Raw genomic sequence first — 22,836 nt, 5'->3', positions numbered from 1 at the left:
AGGGCCAGATGCCACACTATCCAACGTTGGTCCGCAGGCTCCGCATCGTTCTGGTCGCTCTGTTTAGCGTCGTGCTCATCAGCGGTTGCAGCGAGCAGCTGTTTGCGCAATTATCCGAAGCCGACGCCAACGACATGCTGGCGGCGCTGCTCGACGCCGGCATTTCCGCATCCAAGCAGAAAGACGACAGCGGGAAAAGCTGGTCGGTGAAAGCAGAAGAGCAAGATTTTGCGCGCGCCATCAACGTGCTGCGCTCGCACGGGATGCCGCACCAGAAGCACGAAAATCTGGGTGAAATGTTCAAGAAGGATGGCTTGATCTCCACCCCTACCGAAGAGCGGGTGCGTTTTATCTATGGGGTATCGCAGCAGCTGTCGGAGGTGCTTTCAAGGATCGACGGCGTCAGTTACGCCAGTGTCCAGATCGTCCTGCCGAATAACGACCCATTGGCAACCGAGGTCAAGCCGTCGTCGGCAGCAGTATTCGTCAAGTACTTGCCTGGAACCGACGTCGCTTCGCTGGTGCCTAGCATCAAGAACCTGGTGGTGCATGCGGTGGAAGGACTGACCTACGACAACGTCAGCGTGACGATGGTGGCCGGCACCGACTTGCCAGCCGCGGGGTCGGGGCGCCGCAACACCGGCGACGCCTGGCTGATCGGCGCCGGGCTGCTGTTGGCGGGAGTTCTGGCCGCAGCGCTGGCGTTTGCCGGCAGACGCTACGGTCTGCTGCGCAAGCTGGCGCCAAGCGGCTTGCGTGCCCTGGTTTCGCGGAGCAAGCCGTCTTGAACGCCAGCGATGCCAGCCACGTCGGCGAGCCAAGGGAAAGCGGACCAGCAACGCTTGCCCAGCTGCATGTCTGGGTCGCCAGGTACGAAGCAAAGATGCGCGAGGAGGCGGCGCGCCAGTCGCAACTGCATTGCCAGCGCTGGCGCCAGGCTTGCACTCCTGCCGCTGTCCAGATATGGCTCGCCGCGCGCCATGTCTGGCTGCCAGGCGCCGTGTCGATCGACCAGCTGAGCCTGAGCGTCAACCGGCTTGCTTTGCTGGATGGCGCCGCTTTGCGCAAGGTATTGTCGGCGCGTGCGCTGTACCGGTCGCGGGCCGGTCTGCGCCGGCTGGTGGCCCGCAGCCAGCGCGAGCAGCTGCTCGCTGCGGTCGGCGAGCATGCGCTGCAAGGTCTGCAGCAGGTGGATGCGCTTGTCGGTGGTTCTGCGCCGCCGCTGCCGGAGTCTTTTACCGCAGCATCGCTGGCGGCCGATGGCTGGCAACTGATCCAGTCCGAGGATGCCGGCCTGGCCCCGGCTGCGGCTGCTCTGGTGGTTTCTACACTTGCGCTGGACGAGATTGCTGGCGCTGCCGTGGCAGGCGTTCCAGGCGCCACCCGGGATAAGCACTCGTCGCCCAGCCAGGTTTCCAGCGACGCTGAATCGGCGCGTTTTTTTTCGAAATTAGGATCGTTCTTTCCGGAGATGCAATGGCTATTTGGCTAAGCTCGGAACAACCGTCCGTCGGACCCGACGTAGACGTGATACGCAGCGCAGAACTTGCCAGCATGGTGGCCCTCGATCAAGCACATGGCGCACTCGAACGGCGTTATGCCGGACTGCTAGCTGACGCCGAAGCGTCGGCCCAGGCCATCGTAGCCGCGGCGCAGCAACGGGCGGATACGCTTGAAACGGCAGCGCAGCGCCGCTTCGACAATAGCGCGCGGCTGGGCTACTCGGCCGGCCGCCAGCGCGGGCTGGCAGAGGTGCACGAAACCATGCTGCGCCAGGCGGCTTCGCAGCGCCAGTTGCTCAGCGCCAGCCGCGAACGGATCGCGCAGATTGTTACGCGTAGCGTCGAACGCGTGCTCGGTACTGCCGATCCCAAGGCGCTGTTCGCGCAGGTTGCCGGAACTGTCGACCGGCTGCTGGAAGATTCATCGTTTTTGACCGTTCGGGTTGCTCCTCAAGACCTGGACGCCGCACGAGACGCCTTCGGCGCGGCCTGCAGCGCCAACCAATGGGGCGTCAACCCGCAAGTCGTGGGACGCGCCGACCTGCTGCCGGGCAGCTGCGTCTGCGAGTGGGATTACGGCGTGATCGACGGCAGTCTCTCATTGCATGTCGATGCGCTGCGACGCGCTGTTAGCGGCCTGGTTGCCGAGCCGCAGCCGCAACTCCCGCAACCCGACGACGACAATCCGCTGGACCAGGACGACGCGCTGGCCGAATATGAAAGTATGGAATGATGGACGGCTTCGATAGTTTTCTCGACACGCTGGACGCCACGCTCGATGCGACGCCTATGCTCAAGCAACACGGCAAGGTGGTCGAAGTCATAGGCACCTTGCTGAAAGTGGGCGGCCTGGACGCGACGCTAGGTGAATTATGCGAGCTGCGCGAAGCTGACGGGCGTCTGGTGCAGCGCGCCGAGGTGGTCGGCTTCACTCGCCAGTTCGCGCTGCTGGCGCCGTTCGGCAGCGTAGTTGGCTTATCGCGTTCAACCCGGGTGGTCGGGCAGGGCAGGCCCTTGTCAGTGCCGGTAGGCCCGGCACTCATGGGCCGCGTGCTCGACGGCCTGGGTGAGCCGCTGGACCAGCTGGGTGCAATCGAGACCAAAGATTTCCGCTCAGTCATCGCGGCTGCCCCGGATCCGCTCACCCGTCGCATGATAGAAGAACCGCTTGATACCGGCGTGCGTGTCATCGACGGCTTGATGACGATTGGAGAGGGTCAGCGGGTCGGTATCTTCGCTCCGGCCGGCGTCGGCAAGAGCACGCTGCTCGGCATGTTGGCCCGCGGCGCAGCTTGCGACGTGAATGTGGTGGTGCTGATCGGCGAACGCGGCCGCGAAGTGCGCGAGTTCATTGAACTGATTCTTGGCAAGGAGGGCATGGCCAAGAGCGTGGTGGTATGCGCGACGTCGGATCGCTCATCGATCGAGCGCGCCAAGGCGGCCTACGTGGGCACTGCGATTGCCGAGTATTTTCGCGACCAGGGCATGCGTGTGTTGTTGATGATGGATTCGCTGACCCGTTTTGCCCGGGCCCAGCGTGAAATCGGCTTGTCGGCTGGTGAACCGCCGACACGGCGCGGCTTTCCTCCCTCCATTTTTGCCGAGTTGCCGCGCTTGCTGGAACGTGCCGGCATGGGTAGCGTAGGCTCGATTACGGCGTTCTATACGGTGCTTGCCGAGGACGAAGAAGGGAACGATCCCGTCAGCGAAGAAGTACGCGGTATCCTCGACGGCCACATCGTTCTGTCGCGCGCTATCGCCGCGCGCAATCACTATCCTGCGATCGACGTTCTCAATAGCTTGAGCCGGGTAATGACCCTGGTAGCGAGCAGCGCACATTGCAACGGCGCCGGCCGGGTGCGCAAGCTGATGTCGAAGTTCAACGAGATCGAGCTGCTGCTGCAGATCGGCGAGTATCAGCAGGGCGCCGATCCGCTGGCCGATGAGGCCATCTCGCATCACGACGCCATCGAACAATTCCTGATCCAGGGCACGGACGAAGAGGCGCCGGGCGCGCATACCCATGCGATCATTTCGCAGTTTTCCAACTGATGGCGCGCGATGAGCGTTGACGCCGCAAAAATATGGCGGGCAATTGTTGCCGCGCAGATGCGGCGGCAGCAGCGCGCAAAGGATGAACTCGAAGCTGCCCGGCAAGACATGCTGGCGGTCGAGGCCACGCACGCCGCAGCCGTTGCGGAAACGGCGCAAGCTTGCGAACGCCGCCGCATTCACGAAGATGGCTTGCGAGAGCTGCTCTCCGCAAGCTTGTCCGCGGCACTGTATTTAAGCCATGACGCCTGGCGCAGTCATTTGCGCGGTGAAGTCCAGGCCCTGCAAGCGCGCGAGCGCCAGGCGCACGACGCCCTCGAAAAACAGGAGCGCAAAGTTGCAGTGTTGCGTACCAAGCTTTCCCGCATAGACGCCGCGCTCGACAAGTGCCGGCACAAGCTGAAACAGATTGAAGACGAAACCCGCCGCCGCCGCGAGGAAAACGCTGACGAGGAAGCGATTGAAACGCTGCTGGCGCGGCGTGCCTTAAGGTGAGCTCGCGGCGAATTTGTGGTGACCTCGCACATGCATTGCCGCATCATTTCGACCTTCGCCGCAACGATCAAACTCTTGAAGTCCCCCAAGGCAGATAACGATGAATGAATTAACGACTTTGAGCAATACGCTGCTGTCCTTGTACACGGCGTATCACAATCTGATCGTCATGATGCTGCTCGCCGGCATGCGCATCATGATTGTATTTCTCGTGTTTCCGCCCACCAGCGATCAGGCGATACCTGGCATAGCCCGCAACGGCGTCATCTATCTGCTCACCTATTTTGTAACGGCGGGACAGAATCCTGAAACCTTTGAAAATTTAAACAGTGCGACGCTGTTGGTCCTGACGGCAAAGGAAGCTTTCCTTGGGCTGGCGTTCGGTTATTCCGCAGCCACGGCCTTTTGGATCGCGCAGAGCGTTGGCACACTGATCGACGATCTTGCCGGGTTCAACAACATACAGATGAGCAACCCGCTGCGCGGCGATCAAAGCACGCCGGTGTCGGCGGTGCTGCTGCAACTTGTGGTCACCTTGTTTTACGTTGGCGGCGGCATGATCTTTGTGCTCGGAGCTCTGTTCGAATCTTTCAAATGGTGGCCGGTGGAGCAGCTTATGCCATCGCTCTCAAGTACCGCCGAGGCATTCCTGATTCAACGCACGGACTCGATCTGGACCGGCATCGCGAAACTCGGTACGCCAATCATGCTGGTGCTGGTATTGATCGAAATCGGCATAGGCTTGATTTCTCGCGCGGCAGATAAACTTGAGCCGAACTCGCTGAGCCAGCCGCTGCGCGGCGCGGTCGGCCTGGTGATGGTAATTGCGCTGGCGGCGGTGTTCGCGGGACAGGTTGTGAACGATATTAAATTTCTGGGTTTCGGTCGGGCGTTAAGCGCCGGCATGGTCGGTAATCCACAAGATAAAACGGCGCCGGAAAATGCATTGAAGAAGTGAAGATTGTTGTGGAATCAGATGTTGTTTGTTGAAAATTCGCGGTGTTGCTTTCGCCTATGATGAACTTGTCGCTGGTGTCATTCATTCGGCAGCCGGCAACGGATCGTCTGATTTTTTTTGACAACCTACACTGGAGTAACGTTCATGTTTTCCACCGTCTATTTTGCGCTCACCTCGGCGCTTTCTTTGCAAGATAAACTTCCCGCCTATTCAACCGCATTGCTCGACAGCGCTTTCGATCGCGCCTACTGCCAGGTCGACGACGTGCTTGAGTGCAGCCGCCGCGATCTGACGGCTGACGATATTGCGCGCTTGATTGCGCTCGGCGATTCGTCGCTGCTGCTTGGCCATGACGAGGATGCCGAAGAGGCATATCGTCGCGCACAAAAACTGCTCGGCGCCAATGGCGACCGGCTGCGCATCATGTCTTGCCGGAATACCGGCTGGCAGCTGATGCTGCGCGATCGCTACAGCGCCAGCGCGAAATGTTTTACGCGCATGTGCAACGACGAGGCCGCCAGCACCAGCGATGTGCTGGAAGGTTTGCTGGGGATCGCACTGGTCCAGCACCAAATCGGCCACCAGACTGCGGCCGATGATGCGCTGTTGCGTGCTGCAGAACTGGCCGACGAACATCGTCAGCCTGGCTGGCGATTATTGGTGGCGCTGCTGGCAAGAGAGTTCGACGTGCAGCTGCAGATCCGCGGCGCCGCGACCCTGGGCGATCACGCGTTCTGGACTTCGGCGCGCAGCGCCAGCATGCAGTCGGCCGGCGAGCGCGCTGCACGCATGCGCCATGTACATGAGGAGACTGCGGTAATGTCGCCCATGCCCTTGTTATTCGTGCAGCGCCGGGAATACCTTAATTTGCTGGATCGTCTGGTGCAGGGCGACGCTAGCGCGGCGGACCGGCTTTTTTTCGCGATTGACGAACCGCAACGCTTCGGCGGCGCCGGCCAGGGTTTCCTTGCCAAGCTCGACGTCATACTCGCGGCGCTGGCTGGCGGACTCGACGACATTGCGGATCGCGTCCTGGTCAAGATCAACCGCTCTGAAGGAGAAGCAGGAACGCGACGTTGGAATGTCGAGTTTCTGTACGCCTCATCGAAAGTCGCAGTACGGCGCGGCAATCCAGCCCAGGCGCTCCAGTTCTATTCGAAATATGCAAGCGAAGCGTTGCGATGCCTGCGCTTGGAGGCGGTCGAGGTGCGGCAACTCGACAAGGCACACGGCGGGACGCACAGCGGAACGGCGGCGAGCGATGATGTTTCGGCCCGCCTGCCGGCAAAATACCGGCGCGCATACCGCTACATCGTCGATAACCTGAACCGGGCAAATCTGAGCACGCGCGAAGTTGCCGCCCATGTCGATGTCACCGAGCGTGCCTTGCAGCTGGCGTTCAAGCGATCGATCGGCGTCTCGCCCAGCAACGTGATTCGCAGTCTGCGGCTGGATGGCGTGCGCAATGATTTGCTTGACGGCGATTGGGCCGGGGCGTCGATTTTCGATACCGCCAGCCGCTGGGGCGTCAGCAGCCGGTCCGCGCTGGCCAAGGGCTATCGCCGGCAATTCAACGAGTCGCCATCCGAAACCATCTACGGCTGAATCCCGAGGCGGTTCTCCCGAACCGCCTATCTCTCTCATACCTATTCATGACAAACACTCCTCTGATGTGCGGGCAAGCGCACAGCGCGGTTTCATATCTGCGCAGACAGCGCAGCGCGCTGTATCGACAAATCTCCTGGGTATTGCCGGTGATTCTATGTGTGGCGGGGGCCAGCGCCGGCGCTCAGCCGCTGGTCTGGAAAAGCCAGAGATTCCAGTATGTAGCTGACCATAAGGATCTTAAGGATGTCTTGCGCGACTTTGGCGCCAGCGAAAATATCATGACCTCGATTTCCTCGCATGTCGACGGTTCCGTGTCAGGTCGTTTCGACAGTTCTCCAGAACAGTTCCTGGACAAAATGGCCAATACTTTCGGCTTCATCTGGTACTACGACGGCGCGGTGCTCAGTATCGCCGGCGCCAACGAGGCCCGTAACGCAACCATCAGTCTCAAGCACAGCAATGTGGCGGAACTGCGGCGCGTGCTGGGCAGCCTTGGCATAGCGGATCGGCGGTTTCCTGTCCGTTATGACGGCGAAACAGGATTGGTGATCGCATCCGGGCCGCCGCGCTACGTAGAACTGGTGTCCGATGTGGCCCGCTTGATTGATCAAACCTCGGCGCCGAGCGATAAGATTGTTGTGCAGCGTTTTCCTCTGAGCTATGCCTGGGCCACCGACCGTACCGTCACAATCGACGGCCAGGGCGTGACGGTGCGCGGGGTCGCCTCGTTGCTGCGCGGCCTGTACTCGGCGAACGGCGGCGGCCAGGGAGCAGCCGGCGACGCCACTCCGGCGCCGCGCGATACCTACCGCATGAAGAGCCTGCGCAGCACCGGCAATAACGGTAACAACGGCGGCAATTCGCTTGCGTCCGGTGCTAACGGGCGGCCGCCGCTGCCGACCTTGCCCGGGCTCGATAGTTCGCGCCAGTCTGCGGCAGAAGTTCCACCGCTTCCCGCCGGCGCCGTGACTGGCCGCGCCGACGGCAACACCGCCGAAGCAGCCGCGGCGTCTGCCGGACCGGTGATTGAAGCCGATCCTCGCAGCAATGCGATTTTCGTACGCGACCGGGCCGAAAACATGCCGGCTTTTCAAGCGCTGATCGAATCGCTGGACCAGCGCCCCGGCGTGCTTGAAATAGATGCGACTATCATCGAGATCACCGACAATGCGCTGAAAGAGCTAGGTGTCGACTGGCGGCTGCATTCCGGCCACATGGATGTGCAGACCGGCAACGGCGCCCTGGCCCAGACTGGAAATCCTGACTCTCTCAATCCGCAAGGTTTCGGCAATCCGGCGAATCAAACCAGCACCGGTCCGATACTCTCCACGCCGGCAGGCGGTGTCCTGACGGCGGTGATCGGCGGCGCCGGGCGTTACTTGCTGGGGCGGGTCAGCGCACTCCAGCAAAGCGATCAGGCGCGCGTCACTGCCAGCCCCAAGGTTGAGACGCTGGATAATGTCGAAGCAATCATGGACAACAAGCAAACCTTCTATGTACCGGTTTCCGGCTACCAGTCTGCGGACCTGTATAGCGTATCGGCCGGCGTTTCGCTCAGGGTATTGCCGATGATCGTGCCCACTTCAAGCACTGAGCAGATTCACCTTAATGTGCATATCGAGGATGGCCAGTTGAGCACGCAGCAGGTTGGGACGCTGCCGGTTGTCAACAACAGTACCATAGACACCCAGGCGCTGATCAACAACGGCGAGAGTTTGCTGATTGCCGGTTACTCCGTCGATCAGGATGACCATGCAGAAACTGCTGTGCCAGGTTTGTCGAAAATCCCGTTGATTGGCGGCCTGTTCCGTTTCAAGCACCACCAGGGCCAGCGTTTCCAACGGCTGTTCCTGTTGACGCCGCGGATCATCGCTGTGTCAGGCCCGTCCGCGGCGAACGTTTCGACCAGTTCGGTGCGCTAGCGTCCTGGGTCTTAACTTATCGAGGCAAGAGTCATCTGGGGTCAGCGTCAACTTTCGCAATGCTTCATCGCGAAACTTGACGCTGACCCCACATGACGGGTTCGGAGAAAGACCCAGCGCACCAGGTGGTCTTGTACCTCTTCAGCGATGAGGCTGGTACTCCGTGGTCCGCTAAGTGGGGTCAGAGTGAAGTTTCTGCAAAGGGCGCGCAGAAAGTTCACTCTGACCCCAGTTAGCTCGGTTTGGCTTTGCTGGTGATTTTCTAAAAATCGACCTTGAAATAGCCGGCAGCTTCAAAAAAAAGCATCCTTCTTGCTTTCGCAGGAAGGATGCTTTTGGCTTATCCGAGTCAGTCTTGACGCAGCGTTGCCTGCATCGATCAATTGTCGATCATGCGAATGAATGCTGGTGATGCGAGGAGCGGTTGTTGTCCGTGTTTTTCTGATTACGGCTGACATCAGGCGCCAATGCCACAAACGGTAGGACATTCGAAATCGCGTCCGAAGTTTTCGGATTCGACGCCAGTTTTGACGTCGCGTAATCTTCAAGCTTCGAAACCACTTCACTTTTGACGGTTTGTTCGACGCCTTTCACCATCTCGCCTACATTGCCATGCATTGCGCCGGCCACCAGGTCGTCGATCTTGGCGTTGCCGATATGTGCGGCAACCATTACCTGGCTCGCCATGTCTACCGCCAGTCCTTCCGGCGTCAGATCGGCCGCCACGGTTGCCAGGTCTTCACCCACCTTCATCATGTCGCCCATCGCCGCCTTCAAGTTTCCATGGGCAAGATCTTTCAGCATCTGTACCGAACCGGTGGCGATGCCGACTGTGGAGTCGGCCAGCGTCTTGACCGTCGAGTCAATCCCTTTCTCGACATCGTCGGTGACTGTCTTGAGCTCTTTTTCAGCGCCGCTGACGAATTTGTCCAAGCCTTTGGATATATGTAAATCGCCAAGCGCGCTCATCGCCAGAGTGGCTTCCTTCGTGACCAGGTCGCCGGCGCCCTTGACTACGTCATCCGTAGTCTTCAGGAAGTCCTGCAAGGCTTCCTTGAAATGACCCTCCATCAGCGCTTCAGTCATCTTCATCGTATCTTGCAAGATGTGTTCAACGTCTTTTTCCATCGTTTTGACGACGCCTTCGACGTCGTGGATGGCGGCCTTGGCTACATTTTCGATGTCATGCCCGACCTTCTCAAAGGCGTGTTTGATTTTTGAAAAAATGCTCATGATGTTTCCCCATTAGATTGATTACCAGAATGCGAGGCGTAGCCCTGCATTTAACGATGCGGTTAAATAATTTCCTGTCTTTTTTTCAAAGCGGCACTTACCTCCTTGGCTAGAATTTGAATAAATTGCGGTGATGCGTGCCGCCACGGCGTCGCACGGCTGCGTGATACCTTGCACAGGTTAGGGGATTTGGAGTTGCGGAGTAGTCCGTAACAGCGAAGTTAGAGGCGTGCATCCGAAGCGGCCTTCACTCCGGCTGTTGCACGGTGACGGCATCATTTAAAATCGTCGTCAATGACGAAGCGCCGGGTGGCGCGACGCACCACTTCGGAAACCGGTCCGAAGTTTCGCTGCGGCAGGACGAGCGGCTAGGTGCAACTGTCAAGCTGCCAGCCATACTCTCAACTTCTTATGGCGCTTGCTATGTCCTTGCATTTCCCATCGTGCTACCGTTCCTCCGCCGGCACGGCAACGACTGCCCCGATCGCGGCAATCCTGCCCGTAACAGACATCGAGGCAACGATCGCTGGGCTGTTCAACCCGGGCGACGCCATTGCACGCCTTGGCAGCGTGCGCGAGATGGCCGATCTGTTGCATGCGCGGCTCGATAAATTGTCCAGCGCAGGCGTCGCCGACGGTCTCGCATCGGGCCTGCATCTGGAGCTTGTCGTACGCAAGTTGAATCTGCTTTTCGGCAGCAATTGTGCCGCGGCGCTGGAGGCTCTCCATAGTCTGATCATGGCGCGCAAGCCGTTAGCCGCTAGCGGGGATGCTTTTCACCTGGCGCGTGTGCTGGCAGGCAGCGTCACCGGTGCGGCAGCTCTGAAAGCCCTACTTGAGACGCCTGTCCGGGACGCCAGGCCGAACTCATCCAGTATTCGAAGCGAGGCTGAAAAGCAAGCGCTACGGACCGCCAACTATCTGATCGCAGTCGCTCCGCTCGATATGCTGGTGCCGCGCAATATCGGCGAAACTACCGAACTCGCGCAACGCATGCTGCCGCCGCATGAACGCACCGAAATTGCTGAGCCATTGGCAGCCGGTGCATACCGCGCGACCATTCCGGCCAAAGCGATACTCGCTGCGGTAGCGTTGGCGCGCAATCCCGGCGCCGCGCTGTTGCCGCACTTGAAACTGGCCTATTTCGCGTGGTGCAACGGCTTTCATGAAGAAGGCCCGGGTACGCCGCTGGATAGTGCAAAAGAGGATTTTTTTGCGTTGTCGAGTGGTACCCGGCTGGCAAGTTAGGCAGAAATATCACTGAAAGAGTCATCTGGGGTCGGAGTCAACTTTCGCAGCGCTTCATCGCGGAACTTGACTCTGACCCCAGTTAGCTGCGTTTGTTAAGTGCAACCGGGCAAGGGCGTTGTTCTGTTACGGGGCCAGGGCCGCCGTCTTTTCGCAGTGAATCTTGGCGCTGGCGGCCACGCTGGCAGCCATTGAACAGCGCGCCATCAGCACGCTGTCACGGTCATAGGCTTGGTACACCCAGCTCGAACCCTCTCTCTCCATCACCATAAAACCGTATTTCCGGCTGTGGATAATGCTTTCGACCGTGACGCCGACGGCCGGGCTGGCATTGGCCGGGAACGGGTCGGGAAAGCTGGGGTCAGCATGGTCGCCGCCGTTGCCGGCCACAAAGGTGGCCGGATGCGCAGAGGAGAAATTGATCGCCTGGAAACCATGCACATGTCCGTGAATGGCGATCTGCACCTCAGGTGGAAAATACCTGCCTGGATACAGCGATTTCAGTACGGATTGGAATGCCGCCCCAAATCCGCTGGGGGCAGATCCCTTGTATTGCACAAAGCCGAGGACGGGATGGTGACTGGTGAAAATGCTCATCACTCCTGGCTTGGCGGCGAAGCGGCCAACCGATTCGAACTGCGCGCGATACTTGATATATTGCGGATCGACAGGAGGCAAGGCGGTTTGGCCGGATTTGGCGGAATCGAATACGATCAATTGCGTATCGATGCCGAGACTTACGGCGTACGGTTCCGTGTAATTGGCTTCATCGTCATTGGCTTGTTCGTCGCAACTACGCTTCTTCTCATACGGATTGGGGTCGAGATAGCGGAACCATCCTTGACCGGCTCTTGCGCATTCCTCGTGGTTGCCGCGTACTGCGATCCAGGGGGCGGCAGCCAGCAACGGCGCACCCGGCTGCAGCAAGTCGGCATCCCAGGTATCCGATCCGTAACCCCAGGGGCTGTCCTGGCAGCCCTCAATTCCGGCAGCGCATCGGGTTTCGCGATAGTGATAATCGCCGACATGCAACACCAGATCCGGCTTCAGGCGGGCGGCGGCTGCTGCGATCGTTGGAAACGGCCAGGCGACGGGATCTGAGCATCCTTGATAGAGATTGTCGGTTTTTTTCATGCGGCAACCGGTATCACCCAATATCACGATGCGTTGCGGATTAGCCTTGGGCGCCGGTAATACACGGGAGCCGATAGCCACATGCCTTGCGTCTGGCGGCAGCAAGGCTTCACAGGTGTTGGTCGAGAAGGTAGATGGCTTGGAGTCGGCTGCATTACTGGCAGTCGGCCGCAACGGGATAGTTCCAGCCGCAGCACGCAGGGTCATGCGTGTAAGCTTGTCGTCGATGTTGATGAGCGGACAGTCTGCTGACTTAGTGTTTGCGCGGGCGATCGCCTGATTGCCGGCGCCGATTATGACCCAGGCGGCATCGACCTGCGCGTCGGCAATCATCGGCTCCGGGGTCATGCTGGTGCAAGCGCTCAGGCTTCCCAGCAAGATCATCGCCGCCAGCCACCCGCACTGTCTGATGGAACGTGCGGCCGTTGTCAATTTACCGTGCGGCATAGGATACATGTTTGGATGTAAAAGGAGGCTGTCAGGAATGTTTTATACGCAAGGGACAAAGCGGAGCCCCCATCTTTTGATCGAAACATGAGTGAGTGAAAAATCAATCGCCGCTGCGTTTTGCGATGCGCGTTTTATAGCGATAGCTCGATAAATACTTCATTAAGCAATATTCAATAGGCTCGCGACGATCCGACAGGGTGACTCTTTCGCAGATAAGCAAAGGATCGCCTTTTTGGATGCCCAATAAACGCGCATCTTCCTGCTCGGCGGCGCCAGCACTGAGGTTTTCGACCGCTTCGGCTGGGGTAAAGCCGAATTTTTCAGTTAGTAGCTTGTATAAGGAGCCGGCTCGCTCGATCTGGGAGATTGTCATTTTTGCTCCCGGCGGCAATACGAAATAGGCGTCGTGCAAACCAACCGGAACATTGTCCATCAGGCGGATCCGATGTACACGGATCAAGGGATCGCCCGGCCTCACGTTCAGCAGGCCTGCAACCGCCATCGATGCCGCAACCTGCTCTACGCTCAGAACGCGCTGGCCGGCGACGCTGCCCCGGCTATTTGCATCTTGCGAAAAGCTGTCAATAAAACGCGTGGTACCACGCACGATGGCCGGCGCCACAAAAGTGCCACGGCCGTGTCCGCTGTATATGATGCCGCGCTCCTCCATATAGCGTACCGCTTTGCGGACGGTGTCGCGACTGACCTCATAGCGCTCCGCCAGTTCGCGCTCGGAAGGTAAGGCCTGGTTGTCAGCGAGCAGGCCCTGGCTGATCGTAGTGCCAATAATATTGGCAAGCCATTTGTAGCGCGGCACGGTTAGTGCTGTTGTATCGTCAATTTTCATCATATCGCCTCATGGTAAGTTGGTACGTACCAATTGTCAACAATCGAAATCTCCTTTAAGCTGCCGGACATCTGCTCACCCTCGATTCAGATTGCAATATTCATGTTGCTCAAAAATATATCATCAAGCGCGTAGTCGCGCCAACTGTGCCGGAGCGCTGCAAATAGCGCTTCGCCGCAGAGATTTCCTGATGTGAGCCAGCTCATGGCTTGCAAGCCATGAGCTGGCTGTGGTGGTGCATCAAGCAACACCCGATAACGAAAACTCCTCCTTTCCCTATTTTGATAACACTGCACGGCAATGGTGCGGCCATGCATCGCACATGCACGAATATTTTTTGTCAGGTAAAAAAATCGTCATCAATGGTTCGTACCAGTCATGATATTGTCACATTTGTCTTGTAAGATTTGTTTGTGCCTATGACGTTTATATATATCGCCATGCTGGACTATTTGCTATTTATATAAAAAAGTGGTTCGTACCACGTTGGCATAAATATTGCTGATTGATGCCGTGTGTCGAAAGTCGGCCTTTGCTGGCATCGATGGTCAATATATGAAAGTGCGGAAATGAAAACAACTTTGGATCGGGCATTGCTCTGGCTGATGGCGTCGCTTGCGATGGTGATATTGGCGTTGCCTGCGAACGCCGATACCGGCAGGCGCAAGCTGATTATCAGCCAGGATGCGTACGGGCCTGGCGGCACTAATATGCAATCGATATTGATGCTGTTGCAGGCGCCAGACGTCGACGTGCTAGGCATCGTGGTCGGCAGCGGCGATGGCTGGCGCGACGAAAACATCCAGCACACATTGCGTTTATTGGAGATTGCGGGCCGTAGCGAGGTGCCGGTGTATGCCGGGACGGTGTTTCCGTTGCTGAACAGTGCCGAAAAAACGCAGCGCTGGGAGCGCATGTACGGGGAATTGTCATATAAGGGAGCATGGTCGGAGCCGACCGACAAAAAACGTCACGCCGATCCTTATGTGATTCCCGCACTGCCTGAAGGAATGGCTACGATAAAGCCGGCGGCAGAATCCGGTGTCGCATTCATGATTCGCAAGGTGCATGAATTCCCGGGGCAGGTGACGATTTGGGCAGCCGGTCCGCTAACCGACCTGGCCGTGGCGGCTCGCCTTGATTCCTCATTTTCATCGCTCGCCAAGGAACTCGTTTTCATGGGCGGGAGTTTCCGCCCGCTGCCTGCCGCTAACGCATTCGCTGACGAATATCGGCATAACACCCGGCTTGAATTCAATCTGCGCTGGGATCCCGAAGCGGCCTCGATAGTGCTGCATGAACCGTGGAAACAGGTGTTGCAGATTCCCGTTGATCCGACCACGGCAACATTTTTCCGGCCCGAGTTATTGGCTCGGATTGCGAACGGAAAGACCCCCTTCGCAAGCTATATCAGACAGTATGGACAGCCGCTTCCAATGTGGGATGAATTGGCGGCGATGGTGTGGATCGACCCCAGCATCGTGAAAAGAAGCTCGACCATGCTGGTCGACGTCGATACCAGTTTTACTGCCGGGTATGGCAACACGCTGAGCTGGGCGTTGGGCAAAGGTCCGCAACTCGGCGAACGGCCGGTGCTGGTGATTCAAGAAATCGATGTGCCGCGTTTCGAACAATTGACGGTCGACCTTCTTACTCGTTCCCAAACCGTGAATAGAGAAAGAGCGCAAGCGCAATGATCGATATCTTGAGAAACAACGAAGCGCGCCGCTTTGGATTGCTGGCATTTGGCGACCCCAACCTGGATACGGTCATCGCGGTCGACGCAGTGCCAAGAGCTGATCAGAAATGCCTGGGACGACGGCTCGATTCGTTTGCCGGCGGCACCGTCGCCAATGTTGCGTGCGCAGCCAGCCGCTTGTGCATACCAGCGGCAAGCTACGGCCGCACAGGCGATGATGCGGCCGGCGAGTTTTTGCGGTCCGAATTTCAACGCGTCGGCGTATCGACAGCATATCTGCGCAGCATGCCCGGAACAGCTTCAGCCAATGCACTGATCATGTTGGATAAATGCGGCGAAAAGGCGGTGGTGTATGAACCCATGCCGGGCCCGGTACTGGATCCGAAAACCATATCGCAAGCCCTGGTCGATAGCCGTGTGGTGCATGCGATGCCCTACGATCTCGAAGAATTTTTTGAACTAAGCAAATGGGCGCATGGCACAGGCACGGCGGTTTCGATCGACATTGAAACAGCGATGGTGCATGGGCCAGCTCGTCTCGACGCACTGCTAGCCTTGTCCGATCTGGTGTTCATGAACGAGCGGAGCTTCTGCGATATATTAAAAAATCCCCTCACAGCCGCCAACGTTCGCGCACTGCTTGAGCGCGGCCCGGAGCTGGTCGTGGTGACGCGCGGGGCCGCAGGCGCCATAGCGGTCAGTCGCAAGCAGACGGTCGAGCAATCCGCTTTTCGGGCGCAAGTTGTCGATACCACCGGCGCCGGCGATTGCTTCAACGGCGCGTTTATCGCGGCGCTGCTGGAAGGCCGCTCGCTGATGCAGGCAACGCGCTTTGCCTGCGCCGCCGCATCCATCTCGGTGACGGCAATCGGGGCGCGCTCCGGCTTTCCCGATAGCGAGGCGGTGTCAGCCTTGCTGGCTGCCCCTGATCAATCGATCGATTATTGATACGGCCCGCTCTCCTACTGCCTTATTCAACTCAATTATTCAACTCAATTATTCAACTAACTACTCAACCTAACCAACTAACGGAATTTTCATGACGTTTACAAAAAAATCTCCAGCTTTCATTACTTTCACAGGAGTGGATCGCGTCGACCTGATACCTGGCATGCAAGCGCTCGCCGCACGTTATCCGGTCGAATGGGGAGTCTTGTTTGATGACGCGCGCGAAGGTCAGCCACGATTTCCGGTTGCCGCTGTGCGGCAGGCAATCCGCTGTTCCGGTCTGCGCCTGTCGGCGCACGTATGCGGCCAGGCTGCGCGCGCGATCGTGGCGGGGCAATCGCCGGAACTCGATCTGGCGGGTTTTTCGCGGATTCAGATCAACCATGGCTTCCTCGGCAGCAGCGATATCGAAATACGCAACAGCCATACCTACGCCGCACGCTACGGCATGCGCGCGGCGCTGCAGTGCCAGGGCGATTTCCCCTCGGATACGCGCGTGGATTGGCTGTACGACATGTCTTTCGGCACCGGCGTTCAGCCAAAAATGTGGCCGCTGCTGGATGCCGACCATCCGCTATGCGGGTATTCGGGCGGCTTTTCCCCCACCAACATAGCAGCGCTGCTGGACGCCTTCCCGTTAGCGCCGCGCGTCGCGTACTGGATCGACATGGAATCTGGCGTGCGTACCGACGATCAGTTCGATCTTGAAAAATGCGCGGCGATCTGCCGGCAAGTCTTTGACCTATAAGCAGACCTATAAGCCATCAATCCTCACCTGAGCGAGAAACCTTTGAAAATTCACCGGCTCCTTGATCGATTTTTTCATCTGCATAGTCGCGGTACGACCGCCGGCCGTGAAATGGTCGCCGGTATGACGACCTTTGCCGCGATGAGTTATATCGTCGTCGTCAATCCGATGATCTTATCCGCGACAGGCATGGATAAGCAGGGTTTGCTGCTGGCCACCGTCGTCTCGGCGGTGGTCGGCACCCTGATCATGGCTCTGTGGGCGAATCTGCCGATTGCGCTGGCGCCCGGCATGGGCACCAACATCGTATTCGCTCAGATACTGGTGGCGCAGATGGGCGTGTCGTGGCAGACCGGGCTGACCATGGTGTTTTTGAACGCCATCATCTTCCTGGTGTTATCGCTAACGCGCTGGCGCGAACGCATCATCGCAGCATTTCCAGAGCCGATCAAACTTGGCATGCAATGTTCCATCGGCGCATTTGTCGCGTATCTGGGACTGAAAAGCGCAGGCTTGGTGGTGGCGGTTCCCGGTTCTATCGCAGGGCTCGGGAATCTCGGCGACCATGCTGCCTTGCTGGCGTTGGGTGGCATCGTGGCAACGCCGATGCTGGTTGGACGGCGGATTCCGGGCGCGCTGTTGTTGTCGATTATCGCCATCACGGTAGCCGGCTCTTTCATACACGGCGCCGACGGCAAGGTTCTCACGGTGTGGCCGGAGCATATGGTGGCCATGCCCGCTTTCAAGACGGACTTGATTGGCGCTTTCGATTTCCATGAATTTCTATCGAAATTCTATTTGCTGTTGCCGGTCACGCTGTATTTCCTGCTGTCGGAATTTTTTGCCGGCACCGCAACCCTGTTTGGGGTAAGCAGGCGCGCCAACCTGTTGACCGCATCCGGCAATCTGCCGGACGCGCGGGCAGCGTTTGCAGCGGATGCGCTGGCTAGCGTGGTCGGCGCGGCGGTCGGCACCTCCACTGTTACCGCCTATGTCGAATCGGTCGCCGGCGTCGAGGCGGGCGGGCGCACGGGATTGACGGGAGTAACGGTAGCGGCTCTGTTTGCACTGAGCATATTTTTAGCACCGTTGATCACGATTGTTCCGGTGCAAGCCACGGCCCCGGTGCTGGTGCTGGTCGGATTGCTGATGATGGAAGGATTGCGCGAGATCGACTTGTCGCATCTCGAAGCCAGCCTGCCGCCGCTATTGATGACGCTGGTCACAGTTCTCACCACCGACCTGATGGTGGGCATGGCGTTTGGCTGCTTTGCGTACACGCTGATTGCCGCCGCGCTGCGGCGGCCGCAAAAGGTGACGGCGGCCGTGCTGGCGCTGGACGCTGTGTTCGTGCTGTACCTGGTTTTACGAAATTCAATCAATTAATCAGATAAATAAAGAGAGTTGCCGCTATGCGTAAATGGGAAGAGCCGGAAAACCGCAAGGCCCGCATCGAGATCATCCCGATGATCGACGTCATGATGTTCCTGCTGGTGTTCTTCGTGCTGTTGAGTTTGAACGTGATCCCAGCCTTGGGCGTGAAGACAGCGTTGCCGTCGTCGTCGACCGCCAAGGATCTGCAGACCCAGAATCTGGCCCGCATCACCCTGACAGCGTCCGCCGAAATGCAGCTGGAAGGGCAGGCGGTTACTGCCGAAAACCTGGTTTCACGCCTGAAATTGATGGAGGCGAAAGAACCTAAAAAGAAGCTGGTGCTGCTGGTCAATGCTGATCAAAAGGTTGAGTTTCAACATGTCATAGATCTGATGGATACCCTCAAGGGCAAGGGTTTTGAAGCGATCTCATTTGTGACAAAACGGAAGTAAGCCATGTCCATGTTTTATGTTAACCGGAATGTGATCGCAGCCTTGCCCTCGGCTTCGCTGCTGGTCTTTCTGCTATTCGGGATGATCAGCACAGTGCGTCCGCTTAAACCGAACTACGACGAGCCGGTCAAGCTGGAACTGGTCGAGATGCCGGCACCGGCGCCAGCACCGGTATCGCCCAGAACGGAAACGAAACAGGAGGCGGCGGCGCCGCAACGGCCGCAGCCACCCCTGCCGCCACAGCCGCTAAAGCAAGCCCCGCCGGAACTAGCGCATACCCTGCAGCCGCCAGCGCCAGCGAGCCCGGCTGCGACACTTACGCCAGCGCCAGTGCTGCAAGCTCCAGCGGCTCCCGCCGAGACGGTCTCACCCTCAAAACCGTCTGAACCGGCGCCGGTTGCTGCCGCCAAGCCGAACCTCGACGGCGAATACATCGCACGGATCCGAAGCTACCTGAATTCGATAAAACGCTATCCCAGCGGTCGCGAGGCGAGCCAGCTGCGGCCCGAAGGGACGGTGAAGATCTGGTTCGTGCTACGCCGCGACGGATCTCTGGCGGATAGCGGCATTGAACAATCATCGAACTCGGCATTACTCGATGAAGCAGCACGCAAGACTGTCAGCAGAGCGACGTTCCCCGGTTTTCCGGAACAGTTCATGGCAGATCAGGAAACGCATCGTTTTAGCGTGGACTTGCAGTTCAGGCCGGCTAATTGACGATGCAAATTCAAGTGCGCAAATGCAATGCATGACCGAAATATCAAAGCAATTCATCGAACGCAATCAAGGGGAAGTTAAATGCAATTCAAAATCAACCGGCTGGCGCTGATCGTGTCTGGCCTTTTCTTGAGCAACATGCCGGCTGCGCAGGCAGCCGACACCACCGATCTGGGACAAATCAATGTGCAGGGCCTTCCCGGCGGCACCAGCACCGGTTTGATACAGCAAGAAGAATCGCCGAAAGCGCGTAGTTCGGTGACAGCGGCGGGGATTGAAAAAAAGACACCGAGCTCGACCGCATTCCAGATGATCGAAGCGCTGCCGGGCGTTTCTACGTTCGACCAGGATGGCACCGGCTTGTTCGGCGGCACATTGCGGGTACGCGGATTCAACAGTAACCAGATGGGCCTGACGCTGGATGGTGTGCCGTTGAACGATTCGCTCAACTATACGATCAATATCCAGGAATTTGCCGATCCGGAAAACACCTGCGAAGTTTTCCTGACCCAAGGCAGTACCGACATCGACGCGCCGCATGTTGGCGCCAGCGGCGGAAATATCGGCATTTCGACCTGCGATCCGAAAGACAAGCTTGGCGGCAAGGCCGTATTCGCTGTGGGCAGCAATAGTTATCACAAAGAGTTTGTTCGCTTCGATTCAGGACGCTTCATGAACGATCGCGCCAAATTCTTTGTTTCACTGTCGCAAGCCGGCGCCGATAAATTCAAGGGCGACGGCAAGGCCGACCGCGAGCATCTTGACGCCAAGGCAGTGTTTAATTTCGATGGCGGCAGCTTTTCGAAGCTTACCGGCCTCTACAATAAAATGAACAACGCGAACTATCGCACCGTCAGCAAAAACGATATTGCCAACGGCGGTTACGACCTCGAGTTCGGCACCCGTGCGCCGGTACATCAGCCTGCGGTGGCCGGAACCACCCAAAACGATACGACCTATGCGCCGAATGCCGGCATCTTCGGCGCATCCGGTGCGCAGTACGCCGGTTTCAACAACAACCCGTTCGAGAATTACCAGATAGCACTGCAGAATCACTGGCAGATTTCTCCCAAGGCGAGCATCGATGTGAATCCTTACTACATTTACGGTTACGGCACTGGCGGCAACCAGTTGACTACCGTGACAGAGTCCAAGGCAAGCACCGCACTGCATGGAGGTATCCGCGACGCCAATGGCGACGGCGACACCCGCGACACGGTTGCCATGTATGGCAGCAACGTCAGCCAGACCGAGCGCAGGGGCATTACCGCCAAGGCCAACTACCAGCTCGGCATCCACAATGTGAGTGGCGGTATCTGGTTTGACCGAGGCACTTCCAAGCAATACAGCCCGGTGGTCGCAATTGACAATAGTGGCAATTCCGCCGACTACTGGCTCAGGAACAGCTCTGCCTATTTGCAATATCAGGACGGCACGCCATATAACGCCTCAAGAAACTGGAACACCAAGGTCGATGCACATACCTTGTTCCTGCAGGATAGCTTCGGCCTGCTCAACGATAAATTAAATGTATTGCTAGGCTTGAAGCGTCAGACCGTAGCGCGTGACTTTAACAACTATGCCAGCGGTTCGGGCGTCAATGCCAATGGCGTGAACTACAGCGAGCATCAGGATTTCTCGGATAACCTGGCCAACCTCGGCCTGCGCTATCAGTTCACGGATAAGCAATCGGCGTTTTTTAACGCCGGCCAGAACGCCCGCGCTCCTGAAAATAGTGCGAACACGGGATTGGCTCAATTGACCGGCAAGAATTATTCAACCTCGATCGTCAACGGCGTCATGGTAGCCAAAGATGCAGCGGGCAATCTGATTCCGGTCAACATCCTGGCGGTCAACGTCAAACCTGAAAAATCCAACAACTTCGATCTAGGCTACCGCTTCGCCGGGGAGCAACTGACGTTCTCCGGTTCCGCCTTCTATGTCGATTTTAAAGATCGTCTTTCCAGCCAATACGATCCCAGCACCAATCTGAGCACCCAGTTCAACGTCGGAAAATCCAGAACCGTCGGGCTTGAACTGGAAGCAGGTTACAAGGTGAACAGCAACTGGAACGTATACAGTTCGCTGACGCGCACGGAGTCGACCATGCTGGAAGACAAGGTCTTCGCCAAAACCACCAACGGCGGTTCGGCCGCGTTGCCGACCTCGGGAAAACAAATGCCGGATACGCCGAAATGGCTGGCGTCGCTGTCCCTGCAGTACAGCTACGGATCGTTTTATTCGTCGATCCAGGGGCGCTATGTCGGCGCCCGCTATACCTCGCTGGTCAATGACGATCAGGTCGGCGGCTATACCTTATTCGATATCGGCGCCGGTTATCGCTTTGCACCAACTGCTTTCATGAAGACGCCGACGATTCGCCTGACCGTATCCAATCTGTTCAGCAGGCAATATCTGAGCATGACCGGTAACAGCGGCTCGTCGTTTACAAGCAACGTGAATCCGGTAGTGACAGCGCAAGGCACTGTCGCTGGAAATCTATCCGCAACCGGTAATCCGACCTCGCCATCGTTTTATGCCGGTGCGCCGCGCACTTTGCAAATAGCTTTGAGCACGGATTTCTAATCCAGTAATGAAATCTTGTTTCAACCGGATGCCGCGCCCCATGCGGCATATCATCTTGACCAGGTACCCATATGAACTACATTGAACTATTCCATAGTCTGACGTTTTACGCGATGTACGGCGCCGCTGCGCTGGCCGTATTTGTCATCATTGAACGGCAAATTTTTTACATGACCGGCAGACGCGACGCCAGCGCCATCCTGCGTCTTATGGCCGCCTCGGACAACGATGCAACGCGGGTCCCGGCCGCGTTTCTGGAGCGCAAATCAACTCCCGCGCAGCTGCTGCGTGAAGCAATGCAGTCGCGCGAGGCGAAGCTTGGCCCGGCTCGCCTGGAAGATCTTTCGGAAGCCATTTATCTGTCCAGCAGATCGCGTGTAATCGCCCGCTTATGGATATTGGATACGATTGTGACTGCGGCGCCGTTGCTGGGGCTGGTCGGCACTATCCTCGGGATCATCGATACGTTTGCGGTGCTGGCTTCATCCGGCATTTCGGATCCATCCGGCGTATCCAAGGGGATCGGTACGGCGCTCTATGCGACTGCCTTAGGGATATCGATAGCGCTGTTCGGATTGCTTTTTTATAATTTCCTGCGCGAATGCTCGGACCGCTTGAACGATCAACTGAAAGAGCTGTTACTGAGAATTACCGATCCGTCGCACTGAAATCTGGCGTTCATTGTCGCCAGGTGCAGGCTGGCGATTTTCCGCCCCGGTTTTGCGTATCGATGCCGTCGACAGTCCGCACCGGGGACGTCGCTTGTTGTGCGCAATCCGGTGCGGCGTTTTTACCAAAATCAAAAGAAAATCAAATACGGTAAGAGCGACAAAGCTGATGTCTATTCCGGCGCCAGACTTTCA

The 22,836-nt window shown here is 57.9% G+C and carries 21 protein-coding genes; 17 read left to right on the top strand and 4 right to left on the bottom strand.

The genetic code is table 11. From position 1 onward, the window contains the following. Positions 1-8 precede the first annotated feature (8 nt). The 8 genes from sctJ (at position 9) to sctC (ending at position 8,537) form a co-directional block, all read left to right on the top strand. Positions 9-788, top strand: coding sequence for a type III secretion system inner membrane ring lipoprotein SctJ (sctJ, locus tag VNZ60_RS21660; protein ID WP_325662875.1), 780 nt, complete (start codon positions 9-11; stop codon positions 786-788). Then, positions 785-1,492 carry a type III secretion protein HrpB4 gene (locus tag VNZ60_RS21655; RefSeq protein WP_325662873.1) on the top strand — a complete coding sequence of 236 codons (708 nt, stop codon included), beginning with the start codon at positions 785-787 and terminating at the stop codon, positions 1,490-1,492. Before sctJ ends, VNZ60_RS21655 begins: the two co-directional genes overlap by 4 nt. Further along, a complete protein-coding gene (sctL, locus tag VNZ60_RS21650; protein ID WP_325662871.1) occupies positions 1,477-2,235 on the top strand; it encodes a type III secretion system stator protein SctL in 759 nt (252 codons plus the stop codon). The genes VNZ60_RS21655 and sctL overlap by 16 nt, the downstream gene beginning before the upstream one ends. Then, positions 2,232-3,554 (top strand): type III secretion system ATPase SctN, encoded by a 1,323-nt coding sequence (sctN, locus tag VNZ60_RS21645; protein ID WP_325662870.1) that lies wholly within the window; start codon positions 2,232-2,234, stop codon positions 3,552-3,554. Before sctL ends, sctN begins: the two co-directional genes overlap by 4 nt. 9 nt (positions 3,555-3,563) lie before the next feature. After that, positions 3,564-4,049 (top strand): hypothetical protein, encoded by a 486-nt coding sequence (locus tag VNZ60_RS21640; RefSeq protein WP_325662868.1) that lies wholly within the window; start codon positions 3,564-3,566, stop codon positions 4,047-4,049. 100 nt (positions 4,050-4,149) lie between these two features. Then, positions 4,150-5,007, top strand: coding sequence for a type III secretion system export apparatus subunit SctT (sctT, locus tag VNZ60_RS21635; RefSeq protein WP_325662866.1), 858 nt, complete (start codon positions 4,150-4,152; stop codon positions 5,005-5,007). A gap of 144 nt (positions 5,008-5,151) precedes the next feature. Continuing rightward, the gene (locus tag VNZ60_RS21630; protein ID WP_325662864.1) at positions 5,152-6,612 is read left to right on the top strand and encodes a helix-turn-helix transcriptional regulator; all 1,461 of its coding nucleotides are present in this window, start codon (positions 5,152-5,154) and stop codon (positions 6,610-6,612) included. Between the two features lie 47 nt (positions 6,613-6,659). Further along, complete coding sequence (gene sctC, locus VNZ60_RS21625; protein WP_325662862.1) at positions 6,660-8,537, top strand: type III secretion system outer membrane ring subunit SctC; 1,878 nt, start codon at positions 6,660-6,662, stop codon at positions 8,535-8,537. A gap of 390 nt (positions 8,538-8,927) precedes the next feature. Here sctC and VNZ60_RS21620 read toward each other — a convergent pair whose 3' ends face one another. Then, on the bottom strand, positions 8,928-9,770 hold the full coding sequence (locus VNZ60_RS21620; protein ID WP_325662860.1) for a hypothetical protein: 843 nt from the start codon (positions 9,768-9,770) through the stop codon (positions 8,928-8,930). A gap of 423 nt (positions 9,771-10,193) precedes the next feature. Between VNZ60_RS21620 and VNZ60_RS21615 the strand changes: the two genes are divergently transcribed. After that, the gene (locus tag VNZ60_RS21615) at positions 10,194-11,018 is read left to right on the top strand and encodes a hypothetical protein (RefSeq protein ID WP_325662859.1); all 825 of its coding nucleotides are present in this window, start codon (positions 10,194-10,196) and stop codon (positions 11,016-11,018) included. A gap of 126 nt (positions 11,019-11,144) precedes the next feature. On the opposite strand, the gene VNZ60_RS21610 is transcribed toward VNZ60_RS21615, so the two are convergent. The 3 genes from VNZ60_RS21610 to VNZ60_RS21600 form a co-directional block, all read right to left on the bottom strand. After that, on the bottom strand, positions 11,145-12,536 hold the full coding sequence (locus tag VNZ60_RS21610) for a metallophosphoesterase family protein (protein ID WP_325662857.1): 1,392 nt from the start codon (positions 12,534-12,536) through the stop codon (positions 11,145-11,147). A 166-nt stretch (positions 12,537-12,702) separates the two neighbouring features. After that, positions 12,703-13,452 carry a GntR family transcriptional regulator gene (locus tag VNZ60_RS21605; protein WP_325662855.1) on the bottom strand — a complete coding sequence of 250 codons (750 nt, stop codon included), beginning with the start codon at positions 13,450-13,452 and terminating at the stop codon, positions 12,703-12,705. An 83-nt stretch (positions 13,453-13,535) separates the two neighbouring features. Beyond that, a complete protein-coding gene (locus tag VNZ60_RS21600) occupies positions 13,536-13,766 on the bottom strand; it encodes a hypothetical protein (protein ID WP_325662853.1) in 231 nt (76 codons plus the stop codon). 252 nt (positions 13,767-14,018) lie between these two features. Here VNZ60_RS21600 and VNZ60_RS21595 point away from each other — a divergent pair, with 252 nt between their 5' ends. From VNZ60_RS21595 to VNZ60_RS21560, 8 genes are all read left to right on the top strand, one after another. Then, on the top strand, positions 14,019-15,146 hold the full coding sequence (locus VNZ60_RS21595) for a nucleoside hydrolase (protein ID WP_325662851.1): 1,128 nt from the start codon (positions 14,019-14,021) through the stop codon (positions 15,144-15,146). Next, positions 15,143-16,096 carry a carbohydrate kinase family protein gene (locus VNZ60_RS21590; RefSeq protein ID WP_325662849.1) on the top strand — a complete coding sequence of 318 codons (954 nt, stop codon included), beginning with the start codon at positions 15,143-15,145 and terminating at the stop codon, positions 16,094-16,096. The genes VNZ60_RS21595 and VNZ60_RS21590 overlap by 4 nt, the downstream gene beginning before the upstream one ends. A gap of 91 nt (positions 16,097-16,187) precedes the next feature. Further along, a complete protein-coding gene (locus VNZ60_RS21585) occupies positions 16,188-16,844 on the top strand; it encodes a hypothetical protein (RefSeq protein WP_325662847.1) in 657 nt (218 codons plus the stop codon). A gap of 111 nt (positions 16,845-16,955) precedes the next feature. Further along, on the top strand, positions 16,956-18,230 hold the full coding sequence (locus VNZ60_RS21580; RefSeq protein WP_325663029.1) for an NCS2 family permease: 1,275 nt from the start codon (positions 16,956-16,958) through the stop codon (positions 18,228-18,230). Positions 18,231-18,256: 26 nt separating this feature from the next. Next, a complete protein-coding gene (locus tag VNZ60_RS21575) occupies positions 18,257-18,670 on the top strand; it encodes an ExbD/TolR family protein (RefSeq protein ID WP_325662845.1) in 414 nt (137 codons plus the stop codon). Between the two features lie 3 nt (positions 18,671-18,673). After that, positions 18,674-19,387 carry a TonB family protein gene (locus tag VNZ60_RS21570; protein WP_325662843.1) on the top strand — a complete coding sequence of 238 codons (714 nt, stop codon included), beginning with the start codon at positions 18,674-18,676 and terminating at the stop codon, positions 19,385-19,387. 81 nt (positions 19,388-19,468) lie between these two features. Further along, positions 19,469-21,973: a TonB-dependent receptor gene (locus tag VNZ60_RS21565; protein WP_325662841.1), complete on the top strand. Its 2,505-nt coding sequence runs from the start codon at positions 19,469-19,471 to the stop codon at positions 21,971-21,973. A gap of 71 nt (positions 21,974-22,044) precedes the next feature. Further along, a complete protein-coding gene (locus tag VNZ60_RS21560; protein ID WP_325662839.1) occupies positions 22,045-22,641 on the top strand; it encodes a MotA/TolQ/ExbB proton channel family protein in 597 nt (198 codons plus the stop codon). Positions 22,642-22,836: the final 195 nt, after the last annotated feature.

Origin of the sequence: Collimonas sp. (assembly GCF_035566375.1) — a bacterium.
GTDB lineage: Bacteria > Pseudomonadota > Gammaproteobacteria > Burkholderiales > Burkholderiaceae_D > Collimonas.
This window is presented reverse-complemented; position numbering and strand designations above follow the sequence as displayed.

What these genes read in the sequence shown, in the direction of transcription:
- sctJ (WP_325662875.1), top strand. Translation starts at nt 9, where the DNA reads ATGCCACACTATCCAACGTTGGTCCGCAGGCTCCGCATCGTTCTGGTC.
- sctL (WP_325662871.1), top strand. Translation starts at nt 1,477, where the DNA reads ATGGCTATTTGGCTAAGCTCGGAACAACCGTCCGTCGGACCCGACGTA.
- sctN (WP_325662870.1), top strand. Translation starts at nt 2,232, where the DNA reads ATGATGGACGGCTTCGATAGTTTTCTCGACACGCTGGACGCCACGCTC.
- VNZ60_RS21640 (WP_325662868.1), top strand. Translation starts at nt 3,564, where the DNA reads ATGAGCGTTGACGCCGCAAAAATATGGCGGGCAATTGTTGCCGCGCAG.
- sctT (WP_325662866.1), top strand. Translation starts at nt 4,150, where the DNA reads ATGAATGAATTAACGACTTTGAGCAATACGCTGCTGTCCTTGTACACG.
- VNZ60_RS21630 (WP_325662864.1), top strand. Translation starts at nt 5,152, where the DNA reads ATGTTTTCCACCGTCTATTTTGCGCTCACCTCGGCGCTTTCTTTGCAA.
- sctC (WP_325662862.1), top strand. Translation starts at nt 6,660, where the DNA reads ATGACAAACACTCCTCTGATGTGCGGGCAAGCGCACAGCGCGGTTTCA.
- VNZ60_RS21620 (WP_325662860.1), bottom strand. Translation starts at nt 9,770, where the DNA reads ATGAGCATTTTTTCAAAAATCAAACACGCCTTTGAGAAGGTCGGGCAT.
- VNZ60_RS21615 (WP_325662859.1), top strand. Translation starts at nt 10,194, where the DNA reads ATGTCCTTGCATTTCCCATCGTGCTACCGTTCCTCCGCCGGCACGGCA.
- VNZ60_RS21610 (WP_325662857.1), bottom strand. Translation starts at nt 12,536, where the DNA reads ATGATCTTGCTGGGAAGCCTGAGCGCTTGCACCAGCATGACCCCGGAG.
- VNZ60_RS21605 (WP_325662855.1), bottom strand. Translation starts at nt 13,452, where the DNA reads ATGATGAAAATTGACGATACAACAGCACTAACCGTGCCGCGCTACAAA.
- VNZ60_RS21600 (WP_325662853.1), bottom strand. Translation starts at nt 13,766, where the DNA reads ATGCATGGCCGCACCATTGCCGTGCAGTGTTATCAAAATAGGGAAAGG.
- VNZ60_RS21595 (WP_325662851.1), top strand. Translation starts at nt 14,019, where the DNA reads ATGAAAACAACTTTGGATCGGGCATTGCTCTGGCTGATGGCGTCGCTT.
- VNZ60_RS21590 (WP_325662849.1), top strand. Translation starts at nt 15,143, where the DNA reads ATGATCGATATCTTGAGAAACAACGAAGCGCGCCGCTTTGGATTGCTG.
- VNZ60_RS21585 (WP_325662847.1), top strand. Translation starts at nt 16,188, where the DNA reads ATGACGTTTACAAAAAAATCTCCAGCTTTCATTACTTTCACAGGAGTG.
- VNZ60_RS21580 (WP_325663029.1), top strand. Translation starts at nt 16,956, where the DNA reads ATGGTCGCCGGTATGACGACCTTTGCCGCGATGAGTTATATCGTCGTC.
- VNZ60_RS21575 (WP_325662845.1), top strand. Translation starts at nt 18,257, where the DNA reads ATGCGTAAATGGGAAGAGCCGGAAAACCGCAAGGCCCGCATCGAGATC.
- VNZ60_RS21570 (WP_325662843.1), top strand. Translation starts at nt 18,674, where the DNA reads ATGTCCATGTTTTATGTTAACCGGAATGTGATCGCAGCCTTGCCCTCG.
- VNZ60_RS21565 (WP_325662841.1), top strand. Translation starts at nt 19,469, where the DNA reads ATGCAATTCAAAATCAACCGGCTGGCGCTGATCGTGTCTGGCCTTTTC.
- VNZ60_RS21560 (WP_325662839.1), top strand. Translation starts at nt 22,045, where the DNA reads ATGAACTACATTGAACTATTCCATAGTCTGACGTTTTACGCGATGTAC.